The sequence below is a fragment of the Pseudomonas veronii genome, from assembly GCF_001439695.1.
Lineage (GTDB): Bacteria > Pseudomonadota > Gammaproteobacteria > Pseudomonadales > Pseudomonadaceae > Aquipseudomonas > Aquipseudomonas veronii.
This window is the reverse complement of record NZ_JYLL01000032.1, coordinates 1-12,854: the sequence shown is the minus strand read 5'-3', so window position 1 is coordinate 12,854 and position 12,854 is coordinate 1. Positions and strand designations below refer to the sequence as shown.

The 12,854-nt window shown below is 60.6% G+C and carries 13 protein-coding genes and 1 tRNA gene; 6 read left to right on the top strand and 8 right to left on the bottom strand.

The features are described 5' to 3' along the window. Positions 1–2: 2 nt before the first annotated feature. The 8 genes from ychF to TU80_RS26090 all read right to left on the bottom strand — a co-directional run bounded on the left by ychF (position 3) and on the right by TU80_RS26090 (position 6,914). The gene (gene ychF / locus TU80_RS26125; protein ID WP_046384760.1) at positions 3–1,103 is read right to left on the bottom strand and encodes a redox-regulated ATPase YchF; all 1,101 of its coding nucleotides are present in this window, start codon (positions 1,101–1,103) and stop codon (positions 3–5) included. A 22-nt stretch (positions 1,104–1,125) separates the two neighbouring features. Continuing rightward, positions 1,126–1,710 carry an aminoacyl-tRNA hydrolase gene (gene pth, locus TU80_RS26120; RefSeq protein WP_017844407.1) on the bottom strand — a complete coding sequence of 195 codons (585 nt, stop codon included), beginning with the start codon at positions 1,708–1,710 and terminating at the stop codon, positions 1,126–1,128. Positions 1,711–1,876: 166 nt separating this feature from the next. Beyond that, positions 1,877–2,476 carry a 50S ribosomal protein L25/general stress protein Ctc gene (locus TU80_RS26115; RefSeq protein WP_017844406.1) on the bottom strand — a complete coding sequence of 200 codons (600 nt, stop codon included), beginning with the start codon at positions 2,474–2,476 and terminating at the stop codon, positions 1,877–1,879. Positions 2,477–2,614: 138 nt separating this feature from the next. Next, positions 2,615–3,556, bottom strand: a complete 942-nt coding sequence (locus TU80_RS26110) for a ribose-phosphate pyrophosphokinase (RefSeq protein ID WP_017844405.1) — start codon at positions 3,554–3,556, stop codon at positions 2,615–2,617. Positions 3,557–3,602: 46 nt separating this feature from the next. Further along, a tRNA-Gln gene (locus TU80_RS26105) sits at positions 3,603–3,677 on the bottom strand. Positions 3,678–3,714: 37 nt separating this feature from the next. Further along, positions 3,715–4,518, bottom strand: a complete 804-nt coding sequence (gene ispE, locus TU80_RS26100; protein ID WP_186354582.1) for a 4-(cytidine 5'-diphospho)-2-C-methyl-D-erythritol kinase — start codon at positions 4,516–4,518, stop codon at positions 3,715–3,717. Between the two features lie 49 nt (positions 4,519–4,567). Next, positions 4,568–5,185 (bottom strand): lipoprotein insertase outer membrane protein LolB, encoded by a 618-nt coding sequence (gene lolB, locus TU80_RS26095; RefSeq protein WP_046488043.1) that lies wholly within the window; start codon positions 5,183–5,185, stop codon positions 4,568–4,570. Positions 5,186–5,189: 4 nt separating this feature from the next. Then, positions 5,190–6,914: a tetratricopeptide repeat protein gene (locus TU80_RS26090; RefSeq protein WP_046384758.1), complete on the bottom strand. Its 1,725-nt coding sequence runs from the start codon at positions 6,912–6,914 to the stop codon at positions 5,190–5,192. 182 nt (positions 6,915–7,096) lie between these two features. Between TU80_RS26090 and hemA the strand changes: the two genes are divergently transcribed. From hemA to TU80_RS26060, 6 genes are all read left to right on the top strand, one after another. Further along, the gene (gene hemA, locus TU80_RS26085) at positions 7,097–8,383 is read left to right on the top strand and encodes a glutamyl-tRNA reductase (protein WP_017844401.1); all 1,287 of its coding nucleotides are present in this window, start codon (positions 7,097–7,099) and stop codon (positions 8,381–8,383) included. Next, the gene (prfA, locus tag TU80_RS26080) at positions 8,383–9,465 is read left to right on the top strand and encodes a peptide chain release factor 1 (RefSeq protein WP_017844400.1); all 1,083 of its coding nucleotides are present in this window, start codon (positions 8,383–8,385) and stop codon (positions 9,463–9,465) included. Before hemA ends, prfA begins: the two co-directional genes overlap by 1 nt. Next, positions 9,466–10,296, top strand: coding sequence for a peptide chain release factor N(5)-glutamine methyltransferase (gene prmC, locus TU80_RS26075; RefSeq protein WP_057005743.1), 831 nt, complete (start codon positions 9,466–9,468; stop codon positions 10,294–10,296). Continuing rightward, on the top strand, positions 10,290–11,045 hold the full coding sequence (locus TU80_RS26070; protein WP_057005742.1) for a molybdopterin-synthase adenylyltransferase MoeB: 756 nt from the start codon (positions 10,290–10,292) through the stop codon (positions 11,043–11,045). Before prmC ends, TU80_RS26070 begins: the two co-directional genes overlap by 7 nt. Further along, entirely contained in the window at positions 11,038–11,832 is a 795-nt protein-coding gene (gene murI / locus TU80_RS26065; RefSeq protein WP_046384756.1) for a glutamate racemase, read from the top strand. The genes TU80_RS26070 and murI overlap by 8 nt, the downstream gene beginning before the upstream one ends. Before the next feature lie 113 nt (positions 11,833–11,945). Next, a complete protein-coding gene (locus tag TU80_RS26060; protein WP_046384755.1) occupies positions 11,946–12,464 on the top strand; it encodes an acyloxyacyl hydrolase in 519 nt (172 codons plus the stop codon). Positions 12,465–12,854: the final 390 nt, after the last annotated feature.

Below are 12,854 nucleotides of genomic sequence, written 5' to 3'. Positions count from 1 at the left end.
GCTTACACGTTGAAACGGAAGTGCATCACATCGCCGTCCTTGACGATATATTCCTTACCTTCCAGGCGCCATTTACCGGCTTCCTTGGCACCGGCTTCACCCTTGTACTGGATGAAGTCGTTGTAGGCGATCACTTCGGCGCGGATAAAGCCTTTTTCGAAGTCGGTGTGGATCACGCCGGCGGCCTGTGGCGCGGTGGCGCCGACCTTGACGGTCCAGGCGCGGACTTCTTCGACACCGGCGGTGAAGTAGGTCTGCAGGTTGAGCATTTCGTAACCGGCGCGGATCACGCGATTCAGGCCAGGCTCTTCCAGGCCCAGAGCCTCGAGGAACATGTCTTTTTCTTCGCCGTCATCGAGCTCGGCGATTTCCGCTTCGATCTTGTTGCACACCGGAACCACGATCGCGCCTTCTTCGTCGGCGATGGCCTTGACCACGTCGAGCAGCGGGTTGTTCTCGAAGCCGTCTTCGGCGACGTTGGCGATGTACATCACCGGCTTGGTGGTCAGCAGGTGGAAGCCCTTGACTGCGGCCTTCTCGTCAGCGCCCATGGTCTTCATCAGGCTGCGTGCCGGCTTGCCCAGGGTGAAGTGGGCGATCAGCTGCTCCAGCAGGCCTTTCTGGACCACGGCGTCCTTGTCGCCACCCTTGGCGTTACGCGCGACTTTCTGCAGTTGCTTCTCGCAGCTGTCGAGGTCGGCGAAGATCAGTTCCAGGTCGATGATCTCGATGTCGCGTTTCGGGTCGACGCTGTTGGAGACGTGAATCACGTTCTCGTCTTCAAAGCAGCGGACCACGTGGGCGATGGCATCGGTTTCGCGGATGTTGGCCAGGAACTTGTTGCCCAGGCCTTCACCTTTCGACGCACCGGCCACCAGGCCGGCGATGTCGACGAATTCCATGGTGGTCGGCAGGATGCGCTTGGGGTTGACGATCACCGCCAGGGCGTCCAGGCGTGGGTCCGGCATCGGCACGATACCGCTGTTGGGTTCGATGGTGCAGAAGGGGAAGTTCTCCGCCGCAATACCGGACTTGGTCAGCGCGTTGAACAGGGTGGATTTGCCGACGTTGGGCAGGCCGACGATGCCGCAATTGAATCCCATGGTGTTTCCCCTCGGAAAAGAGTCAGGCCTTCTGGCTGTGCAGGTTTTTCATCGCGCGGTTCCATTCCCCGGCGAGGATATCCGGCAGCACGCCGAGGGCAAAGTCGATGCAGGCATCGAGTTTTTCCTGTTCGGCGCGTGGCGCACGACCCAGGACGAAATTTGAAACCATACTGGCAACGCCTGGGTGGCCAATGCCGAGCCGCAGACGGTAAAAGGTATTCTGATTGCCCAGCTGCGCGATGATGTCGCGCAGGCCATTGTGCCCGCCATGCCCGCCGCCTTGCTTGAGCTTGGCAACGCCGGGAGGCAGGTCCAGTTCGTCATGGGCCACCAGGATTTCTTCGGGTTTGATCCGGAAGAACCCCGCAAGCGCCGCGACAGCCTGGCCGCTGCGGTTCATGTAGGTGGTGGGAATCAACAGACGAACATCCTGACCCTGATGCGAAAAGCGTCCGGTCAGGCCGAAATACTTGCGATCGGCCACCAGGTTTACACCTTGGGCGTGGGCGATGCGCTCAACAAAAAGGGCCCCCGCGTTATGCCGGGTCTGTTCGTATTCTGCGCCTGGATTTCCCAGGCCAACGATCAGTTTAATGGCAGTCACGACAGGGGCCCTTCCTTTGGAGTTGTGGATAACAATGCCGACCTGAGTGCGGCGAAAGTGGACGACAAGGGATCATTTACTCAAGAGTAAACGTCGCGTTATCGCCCGCTTTCTCGCTACGTTTCGGTCCGCGATGTTTCCTCAAGCTCCGGCAATACAGAGTGAATTACTCTGCAGCGCCTTCTTCAGCTTCTGGAGCAACGCGTGGAGCGTGAACGTTGGCAACCGCTTTGTCATCACCGTGAACCAGTGCGACAAACTCAACGCCTTTAGGGGCTTTGAGGTCGGACAGGTGCAGGATTTCGCCGATTTCCAGAGCCGACAGGTCGACTTCGATGAACTCAGGCAGGTCTTTCGGCAGGCAGGTCACTTCGATCTCGGCAACAACGTGCGAAACTTCGCCGCCTTTTTTGATCGGAGCTTCTTCACCAACAAAGTGCACAGGCACGACGGCGGTCAGTTTCTGGCCGGCAACGACGCGAACGAAGTCAGCGTGCAGCACGTGGCCTTTAGCTGGGTGACGTTGCAGGGCCTTGATGATGACGTTCTGCTTGGTGCCGCCGACGTTCAGCGAAATGATGTGGCTGTAGGCCGCATCGTTTTCCAGCAGTTTGGCAACTTCTTTGGCCAGCATGCTGATGGATTCAGGGGCTTTGTCGCCACCGTAAACTACAGCTGGAACCAGGCTTGCGAGACGACGCAGGCGGCGGCTCGCACCTTTCCCCAGGTCGGAACGCACTTCAGCATTCAGAATAAATTCGTTCATGTTGTATCTCCAAAATAACCACATTCGCCCCAGCGTTTGCGACCAGCGCTAAAGGCGATATGGGCAAAAAAGCCCCGCCCCGACAATATGCCGGGGCGGGGCGCTTTTCGTCAGTGAGGTGATCCGAAGGTTTGACCCTTAACGGAACATCGCGCTGATCGATTCTTCGTTGCTGATGCGGCGAACCGCTTCGGCAACTACCGGTGCGATATCCAGTTGGCGGATACGCGGACAGGCTTGAGCTGCAGCGGACAACGGGATGGTGTTGGTCACCACCAGTTCGTCCAGCATTGAGTTCTCGATGTTCTCGATCGCTCGGCCCGACAGCACAGGGTGTGTGCAGTAGGCGAAGACTTTTGCCGCACCGTGCTCTTTCAAGGCTTTCGCCGCGTGGCACAGGGTGCCGGCGGTGTCGACCATGTCATCAACCAGAATACAGGTACGCCCTTCGACATCACCGATGATATGCATCACTTCAGAGTGATTGGCTTTCTCGCGGCGTTTGTCGATGATCCCGAGATCAACGCCCAGGGATTTGGCGACAGCCCGTGCACGCACGACGCCACCAATGTCCGGGGACACGATCATCAGGTTTTCAAAGCGCTGGTCTTCGATGTCATCCACCAATACGGGGGAGCCGTAGATGTTATCTACCGGAATATCGAAGAACCCCTGGATTTGGTCAGCGTGCAGGTCAACCGTGAGAACACGGTCGATGCCTACCACGGTGAGCATGTCAGCCACGACTTTCGCGCTGATAGCCACACGTGCGGAACGCGGACGGCGATCCTGACGGGCATAACCAAAGTAAGGGATTACAGCTGTGATTCGAGTCGCTGAGGAGCGGCGGAAGGCATCAGCCATCACGACGAGTTCCATCAGGTTATCGTTGGTCGGAGCGCAGGTCGGCTGGATAATGAAGACGTCTTTACCGCGGACGTTTTCATTGATCTCGGCGGTAATTTCGCCGTCGGAGAATTTACCGACAGAGATGTCACCGAGAGGGATATGCAGCTGACGAACAACACGTCGAGCCAGATCGGGGTTGGCGTTCCCCGTAAAGACCATCATCTTGGACACGCGCAGTACCTAGAGGCTGAGGGTAACCTGGATGAGTAAAGGAAAATGGCAGGGGCGGCTGGATTCGAACCAACGCATGGCAGGATCAAAACCTGCTGCCTTACCGCTTGGCGACGCCCCTGTATCTGTTGCAACGAGTACCCAGTACTCGGTTCCTTTTAGAGCAGACTTTGCAGCTTGCGATGCAACATCGAAACGTTGCTTCCTTTCGCTACAAACCCTGTAAGGGTCTCTGTAAGAAGGGCCGAGACTTTATCAGCTTCAGCTTTGTTTGGGAAGCCCCCAAACACACAACTTCCAGTGCCGGTTAATTTTGCTTCGGTAAATTTACCTAACAAATTCAAAGCGTTACGTACTTCTGGATAACGCCTTGCTACAACCGGTAAGCAGTCATTTCGACTGTTTCCCTTGGGAACGGGGCGCACTTTAATGGGAGGAGAGTTACGTGTCAACAGTGGATCTGAAAAAATTTCTGCTGTACTTACAGATACTTGCGGGACAAGCACGACATACCAAGGCTCTTCGGGGTTTTCCGGGGTGAGTTTTTCTCCCACGCCCTCGGCAAAAGCCGCGTGCCCACGCACGAAAACCGGGACGTCGGCGCCCAGTGTCAGGCCCAGTGCGGCCAGGCGATCGAGGTCCCAGCCGAGCTTCCACAAGTGGTTCAGGCCCAGCAGTGTGGTCGCGGCATTCGAGCTGCCGCCACCGATGCCGCCGCCCATGGGCAGGATTTTATCGATCCAGATGTCGATGCCCAGGGCGCAACCCGATTGCGCCTGAAGTTTTTTCGCGGCCTTCACGATCAGGTTGCTGTCGTGGGGCACCCCTTCGAATTCGGTGTGCAGTCGGATCACGCCATCGTCGCGCACGGCGAATGTCAGTTCATCGCCGTAGTCGAGAAATTGAAACAGCGTCTGCAACTCGTGGTAGCCGTCTTCGCGGCGTCCCAGGATGTGCAGCATCAGATTGAGTTTGGCCGGGGAGGGCAGGGTCAGTTTCTCTACGGTCACGTTATTGCCCCAGCTTGCGTGGTTGCCAGTCCTTGATCACCAGCGTGATATCAAGGTCGGTGCCGTGCAGTTTGATCCGCTCGGGCAGCCAATAACCGCTCTGTTGCACGTAGCTCAGGTATTCGACCTGCCAGCCGTCCTGCTCCAGGGAGGCCAGGCGGCTGTCGCCATTGAGGCTCAGGCGGCTTTTGCTGTCGGGGGCGGGCAAGCCGCGTACCCACCAGACCAGGTGCGACACCGGCAGTTTCCAGCCGATCTGCTCTTCCAGCAGCGCCTCCGGGGAGACGGCTTCGTAGCGACCCTGGTTGGCCACTTCGAGGCTGACTTGCCCCGGTCGGCCGGTCAGGCGGGCGGCGCCGCGCCCCAATGGGCCGGACAGGCGGATATCGTAGTAGTCCTGGCGTTGCAGCCAGAACAAGGTGCCGCTGCCGGAATCTTTCGGCGCGCGTACCCCGACTTTTCCTTCGATCTGCCAGCCATCGATGCTGCTGAGCTGGGCCTTGTGCTGTTTCCATTGCGCCGGGTTGCCCTGGCCCTCAACGGATTCGCGGGCACCGAAGCCCGCGCAACCGGCGAGCAAGGCGATGAAGCTGAAAACGATAAAGTGGCGCAAGAACATAAACTTAAAGGGTCTCGGAACCGGTCAGGCGCTTGATGGTGCCGCGCAGGATGGGGCTTTCGGGTTGTTCCTTGAGGAACTTTTCCCAGATTTGTCGGGCTTCGCGCTGTTTGCCATTGGCCCAGAGCACTTCGCCCAGGTGGGCGGCGACTTCCTGGTCGGGGAAGCGCTCCAGCGCCTGGCGCAGCAGGCGCTCAGCCTCGTCCAGGTTGCCCAGGCGGTAGTTCACCCAGCCCAGGCTGTCGAGTACGGCCGGGTCTTCCGGGTTGAGCTTGTGGGCCTGTTCGATCAGCACCTTGGCTTCGGCGTAACGCGTGGTGCGGTCGGACAGGGTGTAGCCCAGGGCATTGAGCGCCATGGCGTTGTCCGGGTCGCGCTTGATGATCAGGCGCAGGTCTTTTTCCATCTGCGCCAGGTCATTGCGTTTTTCCGCCTGCATCGCACGGGTGTAGAGCAGGTTCAGGTCGTCGGGGTATTGCAGCAAGGCTTGTTGCAAGACTTTCCAGGCGCGCTCGGCCTGATTGTTGGCCGACAAGGTTTCGGCCTGGATCAGGTACAGCTGGATCGCGTAGTCCGGTTCCGCCTCGCGCGCCGCGACCAGGCGTTTTTCCGCCTCGTCGGTGCGCCCGTTGCTCATCAGGATGTCGGCCTGGCGCAACTGGGCGGGCAGGTAGTCGTTGCCGGGGCCGACCTTGGCGTATTCGAGCAGGGCGGCCTGGGGGTCGTTGTTTTCTTCGGCGATGCGGCCGAGGTTCAGGTGCGCCGAGTCCACATGGCTTTCGCGCTCGATCAACTCTTCCAGATAGCCCTTGGCCTCGTCCCAGGCCTTGGCTTCCAGGCACACCAGCGCCAGGGAGTAGCGCAATTCGTCATCGTCCGGGTATTGCTGGACCAGGTTGGCGAACTGCACTTTGGCGTCCTCCATGCGGTCCTGCTCCACCAGCGTGCGCGCGTAAGTCAGGCGCAGGCGCTTGTCGTCCGGGTACTTCTTGATGCTTTTTTCCAGCAGCGGAATCGCTTCCTTGCCGCGATTGAGGTTCTGCAACAGGCGTGCGCGCAGCAGGATCGGCGCGATCTCGCCTTCTTCCGGCGGGTTCTGTTCCAGCAGCTTCAGCGCGGCTTCGGCTTCGTCGTCCTGCTGCAGCAGCAAGGCCTTGCCGAACACGAGCTGGCTGTTCTTCGGGTGTTTTTGCAGCAGGCGGTCGAAACTCTTCATCAGCCCGTTGCGCGTGTCCTGGTCGGTATCGGCCGCCGACAGCGCAAGAAAGTCGAAATGCGTGTCGCCCTTGCCCTGCAGGACTTTCTCCATATAGGTCATGGAGTCGTCGTAGCGCCCCGAGCGCGCCAATTGAATGGCTGCCGCCCGTTGTGCCTCCAGGTCGTCCGGCGCGTTTTTCGCCCAGATCAGCGAGGTGTCCAGCGCAGCCTGGTCGGCCCCCAGGTACTCGGCGATGCGAAACGCCCGCTCCGAGATGCCCGGATCTTGCGTATTGATGGCCTGGGTCACGTAATTATCCAGCGCAATATCGAAACGATTGCGCTGGCCGGCCAGTTCTGCGGTCAGCAGGCTGTACACCGTATCTTCAGTGAACGAGGAGTAAACCTTGGGCTTTTCAGGGGCTGGGGTGCTCTCTTCCACCGGCGGTGTACCGTCGGTCGACACGGGGGCCATGGCCTGGCAGCCGTTGAGGAAGACAAAAGCGAGGAGCAACGCGGAGGATCTATTCATATAGGAAGAGGACGACTAACCTGCGGTCGGATCATCATGACACAAGCCTTCGGCCAAACATAACCGAGTCTCAGTGGATGCCTTTATAGGCACAACGTATAGGGACAATAGACGACGGTGGTTGTTCTGAATCTATCGAAGTAGGACAATTGTCGGCTTCCCGACATCATCAGCGATATTGAATGGCCTTCCTCGCACTCGGTATTAACCACAAGACTGCCTCCGTAGACGTGCGCGAGCGCGTGGCGTTTACGCCTGAGCAGTTGGTTGAGGCCTTGCAGCAGCTCTGCCGACTCACCGACAGCCGCGAAGCTGCGATCCTTTCCACCTGCAATCGCAGCGAGCTTTATATAGAGCAGGAGCATCTTTCAGCGGATGTCGTGCTGCGCTGGCTGGCCGATTACCACCATTTGGACTTCAATGACCTGCGCGCGAGCGCTTATGTGCATGAGGACGATGCGGCAGTTCGTCACATGATGCGTGTGGCGTCCGGTCTCGATTCGCTGGTCCTGGGCGAGCCGCAGATCCTCGGCCAGATGAAATCCGCCTACGCCGTGGCGCGTGAGGCTGGCACCGTGGGGCCGCTGCTGGGGCGCCTGTTCCAGGCCACGTTCAATTCCGCCAAGCAGGTACGCACCGACACCGCCATCGGGGAAAACCCGGTGTCCGTGGCGTTTGCCGCCGTCAGCCTGGCCAAACAGATTTTCAGCGACTTGCAGCGCAGCCAGGCCTTGCTGATCGGTGCCGGCGAGACCATCACCCTGGTCGCCCGTCACCTGCACGACCTCGGCGTGAAGCGTATCGTGGTGGCCAACCGCACCCTGGAGCGTGCCAGCATCCTCGCCGAACAGTTCGGCGCCCACGCCGTGCTGCTGGCCGATATCCCGGCCGAGCTGGTGCGCAGCGACATCGTCATCAGTTCCACCGCCAGCCAGTTGCCGATCCTGGGTAAAGGCGCGGTAGAAAGCGCGCTGAAGCTGCGCAAGCACAAGCCGATCTTCATGGTGGATATTGCCGTTCCCCGGGATATCGAGCCTGAAGTCGGCGAGTTGGACGACGTTTACCTGTATAGCGTCGACGATCTGCACGAAGTGGTCGCCGAAAACCTCAAGAGCCGTCAGGGCGCAGCCCAGGCCGCCGAGGAAATGGTCAGCGTCGGCGCCGAAGACTTCATGGTGCGCCTGCGCGAACTGGCGGCGGTGGACGTGCTCAAGGCGTATCGTCAGCAGGGCGAACGCCTGCGCGACGAGGAGTTGAGCAAGGCCCAGCGCTTATTGGCCAATGGCGGCAACGCCGAAGACGTGCTGATGCAACTGGCCCGCGGCTTGACCAACAAGTTGCTGCACGCTCCCAGCGTACAACTGAAAAAACTCACTGCCGAAGGCCGCCTCGATGCGCTGGCCATGGCGCAGGAACTCTTTGCCCTCGGTGAGGGCGCGTCAGATAGCTCTTCGGATAAAAAACCGTAATGAAAGCGTCACTGCTCAACAAACTGGACGTGCTCCAGGACCGTTTCGAAGAACTGACTGCGTTGCTCGGCGACGGCGAGGTCATCTCCGATCAGGCCAAGTTCCGCGCTTATTCCAAGGAATACGCCGAAGTTGAGCCCATTGTGCTCACCTATCAGAACCTGTTGAAAGTACAAGCCGACCTGGAGGGCGCCCAGGCCCTGCTCAAGGACAGCGACCCGGACATGCGTGAAATGGCCGTGGAAGAAGTCCGTGAAGCCAAAGACAAACTGGCCGAGCTCGAAGGCGACCTGCAACGCATGCTGCTGCCCAAGGACCCCAACGACGGGCGCAACGTCTTCCTCGAAATCCGCGCCGGCACCGGCGGCGACGAGGCGGCGATTTTCTCCGGCGACCTGTTCCGCATGTACTCGCGGTATGCCGAGCGGCGTGGCTGGCGCGTCGAGATCCTGTCCGAGAACGAAGGCGAACACGGCGGCTATAAAGAAGTCATCGCCCGCGTCGAAGGCGACAACGTGTACGGCAAGCTGAAATTCGAGTCCGGCGCGCACCGCGTGCAACGGGTGCCGGCCACCGAATCCCAAGGCCGTATCCACACCTCGGCGTGTACCGTGGCGGTGTTGCCCGAGCCGGACGAGCAGGAAGCCATCGAGATCAACCCGGCGGACCTGCGCGTCGACACCTACCGTTCATCCGGTGCCGGTGGTCAGCACATCAACAAGACCGACTCGGCGATCCGCATCACGCACTTGCCGTCGGGCATCGTGGTTGAATGCCAGGAAGAGCGTTCGCAGCACAAGAACCGGGCGCGGGCCATGTCCTGGCTGTCGGCCAAATTGAATGACCAGCAGACCAGCGCCGCCGCCAACGCGATTGCCAGTGAACGCAAACTGCTGGTGGGCTCGGGCGACCGTTCCGAGCGCATCCGCACCTACAACTTTGCCCAGGGCCGGGTCACCGACCACCGGGTCAACCTCACGCTCTACTCCCTGGACGAGATTCTCGCCGGTGGCATCGACGCGGTGATCGAGCCGTTGCTCGTCGAATACCAGGCCGACCAATTGGCGGCGATAGGTGAATAAATGACCATCATCGCCAGCCTTCTGCGCGCCGCCGACCTGCCCGACTCGCCCACCGCACGCCTGGACGTGGAGCTGTTGCTCGCGGCTGCCCTGGGCAAGTCCCGCAGCTACCTGCACACCTGGCCGGAAAAAATCGTCAGCAGCGAAGCCGCGCTGACCTTCGCCGATTACCTGCAACGCCGCCGCGCCGGTGAGCCGGTGGCCTACATCCTCGGCCAGCAAGGTTTCTGGAAGCTGGACCTGGAAGTCGCGCCCCACACGCTGATCCCGCGCCCGGACACCGAACTGCTGGTCGAGGCGGCCCTGGAATTGTTGCCCGCCACGCCGGCCAAGGTGCTCGACCTCGGCACCGGCAGCGGCGCCATCGCCCTGGCCCTGGCCAGCGAGCGCCCGGCCTGGCACGTCACCGCCGTCGACCGCGTGCTCGAAGCCGTGGCCCTGGCCGAACGCAATCGCCAGCGCCTGAACCTGCACAATGCCACTGTGCTCAACAGTCATTGGTTCAGCGCGTTGCAAGGCCACACCTACGACCTGATCATCAGCAACCCGCCCTACATCGCCGCCAACGATCCGCACCTGGCGGCCGGCGACGTGCGTTTTGAGCCGGCCAGCGCGCTGGTGGCGGGCCATGATGGGTTGGACGACCTGCGGCTGATCATCGCCGAGGCGCCGGCCCACCTCAACGCGGGCGGTTGGTTGTTGCTGGAACACGGTTACGACCAGGCCGCGGCGGTGCGTGACCTGCTGCTGAGTCAGGGCTTTGAAGGCGTCCACAGCCGCATCGACCTCGGCGGCCACGAACGCATCAGCCTGGGGCACCGGCCATGCTGAGCGACCAGGAGCTGTTGCGCTATAGCCGACAGATTCTGTTGAAACAGGTCGACATCGACGGCCAATTGCGCCTGAAAAACGGTCGCGCCTTGATCGTCGGCCTCGGCGGCCTGGGCGCGCCCGTGGCGCTGTACCTGGCGGCGGCCGGGGTCGGCGAGTTGCATCTGGCGGATTTCGACACCGTCGACCTGACCAACCTGCAACGCCAGATCATCCATGACACGGACAGTGTCGGCCTGAGCAAGGTCGATTCGGCCATCCGCCGTCTGACCGCGCTCAACCCCGAGGTCAAACTGCTCACCCATCGCACTGCGCTGGATGCCGACTCCCTGGCCGCGGCAGTGGCGGCGGTGGATGTGGTGCTCGATTGCAGCGACAACTTTTCCACCCGTGAAGCGGTCAACGCCGCCTGCGTGGCCGCCGGCAAGCCGTTGGTCAGCGGCGCGGCGATCCGTCTGGATGGGCAACTGTCGGTATTCGACCCGCGGCGCGCCGACAGCCCGTGCTACCACTGTTTATACGGGCACGGCAGCGACACCGAACTGACCTGCAGCGAAGCCGGCGTGGTCGGCCCGCTGGTCGGTCTGGTCGGCAGCCTGCAGGCCCTGGAAGCATTGAAGTTGCTCGCCGGTTTCGGTGAGCCCCTGGTCGGACGCTTGTTGCTGATCGATGCCTTGACCACGCGTTTCCGTGAGTTGCGCGTCAAGCGCGATCCCGGTTGCAGTGTGTGTGGGGCGCAGCATGGTTAAGGATGCACCGATCGGTGTGTTCGACTCCGGTATCGGCGGGTTGACGGTGCTCGAGGAAATCCAGCAACTGTTGCCCCATGAGTCGCTGCTGTACGTCGCCGATTGCGGGTACATCCCCTACGGCGAGAAAACGCCGGCCTTTATTTGCGAGCGTTTACACCGGGTTGCGGCGTTTTTCCGCGAGCGCGGCGCCAAAGCCTTGGTGATTGCCTGCAACACAGCGACCGTTGCTGCCGTGGCCGACTTGCGCAAGAGCTACCCCGACTGGCCGCTGGTGGGGATGGAACCCGCCGTCAAACCCGCCACCGCTGCGACCCGCAGTGGCGTGGTCGGCGTACTCGCCACCACCGGCACCCTGCAAAGCGCCAAGTTCGCCGCGTTGCTCGACCGTTTCGCCACCGATGTGCGGGTGATCACCCGGCCGTGCCCAGGCCTGGTGGAACTGATTGAAACCGGCGACCTGGGCAGCCCGGCCCTGCGCCAGTTGTTGCAAAGCTATGTCGAACCGTTGCTCAGCGCCGGCTGCGACACCATCATCCTCGGTTGCACCCACTACCCCTTCCTCAAGCCGCTCCTGGCGCAGATGCTGCCCCCCGGCATCAGCCTGATCGACACCGGCGCCGCCGTGGCCCGCCAACTCAAGCGCCTGCTCGGCGAACGCGATCTGCTGGCCGCCGGCACTCCGGGCCCTGCCCAGTTCTGGACCAGCGGCGATGTGTGTCATCTAAGAAATATCCTACCGACACTATGGAAACATCCCGGAGTTGTGAGAAGCTTCGGCTCGTGAAAATTTCGTCAAAATTCGCCGTTAGACGCTGAATTTCTGACAGTGAGTCGGCTTCTATAAGCGAGATTTCCCTGTGTAAAAACCTATAACTTCGTTCGGAAAGGATGTTTCTTATGAAGCGCTTGTTCTGTTTGGCCGCGATTGCGGCCGTTGTGGTGGGACACTCTTTTTCGGCGCAGGCCGCCGGCCTTGAGTTTGGCCTGGGGGCCACCGGTGATTCGACGCTCACCTATCGATTGGGGCTGACGTCGGATTGGGATAAGAGCTGGATGCAGAGCGACGTCGGTCGCCTGACCGGCTATTGGAGTGGTGCATACACCTATTGGGAAGGTGATCACCGTGCAGGCGCGAGCAGCCTGTCGTTCTCCCCGGTATTTGTGTATGAGTTCGCCGGGGAATCGGTAAAGCCTTACATCGAGGCCGGGATCGGGGTGGCGGCATTCTCCCGCACGCGGTTGGAAGACAACAACCTCGGCCAGGCCTTCCAGTTCGAAGACCGCCTGGGTTTCGGTTTGCGCTTTAACGGCGGGCATGAAGTGGGCATTCGTGCCATGCACTACTCCAACGCCGGGCTCAGCGACCATAACGACGGCATCGAAAACTACTCGTTGCACTACACGATGCCGCTGTAACTTCAGAACCCTGCAAAACCCTGTGGGAGGGGGCAAGCCCCCTCCCACATTGAGATATTTGTCGGCCTGAGATCAGCGGTAAGCGGTCGCAATCCGTTCGCGTTCGGTGGCATCGAAAACTACTCGTTGCCCTGCAAAACCCTGTGGGAGGGGGCTTGCCCCCTCCCACATTGAGATATTTGTCGGCTTGAGATCAGCGGTAAGCGGTCGCAATCCGTTCGCGTTCGGTGGTATCGAAAACTACTCGTTGCCCTGCAAAACCCTGTGGGAGGGGGCTTGCCCCGGTACAGACCGGAGACATCCTTTACGTTTGAAACCGGAGACATCGTTTACATGTATTAATCATGGCCAGGAGGTAACTGGCCATGTCATGGAATCGAGAGTCCCCTA

Coding starts and splice junctions, on each gene's coding strand:
- ychF (WP_046384760.1), bottom strand. CDS start 1,103: ATGGGATTCAATTGCGGCATCGTCGGCCTGCCCAACGTCGGCAAATCC.
- prmC (WP_057005743.1), top strand. CDS start 9,466: ATGACCATCATCGCCAGCCTTCTGCGCGCCGCCGACCTGCCCGACTCG.
- TU80_RS26070 (WP_057005742.1), top strand. CDS start 10,290: ATGCTGAGCGACCAGGAGCTGTTGCGCTATAGCCGACAGATTCTGTTG.
- TU80_RS26115 (WP_017844406.1), bottom strand. CDS start 2,476: ATGAACGAATTTATTCTGAATGCTGAAGTGCGTTCCGACCTGGGGAAA.
- murI (WP_046384756.1), top strand. CDS start 11,038: ATGGTTAAGGATGCACCGATCGGTGTGTTCGACTCCGGTATCGGCGGG.
- hemA (WP_017844401.1), top strand. CDS start 7,097: ATGGCCTTCCTCGCACTCGGTATTAACCACAAGACTGCCTCCGTAGAC.
- prfA (WP_017844400.1), top strand. CDS start 8,383: ATGAAAGCGTCACTGCTCAACAAACTGGACGTGCTCCAGGACCGTTTC.
- TU80_RS26060 (WP_046384755.1), top strand. CDS start 11,946: ATGAAGCGCTTGTTCTGTTTGGCCGCGATTGCGGCCGTTGTGGTGGGA.
- TU80_RS26090 (WP_046384758.1), bottom strand. CDS start 6,914: ATGAATAGATCCTCCGCGTTGCTCCTCGCTTTTGTCTTCCTCAACGGC.
- lolB (WP_046488043.1), bottom strand. CDS start 5,185: ATGTTCTTGCGCCACTTTATCGTTTTCAGCTTCATCGCCTTGCTCGCC.
- ispE (WP_186354582.1), bottom strand. CDS start 4,518: ATGCTGCACATCCTGGGACGCCGCGAAGACGGCTACCACGAGTTGCAG.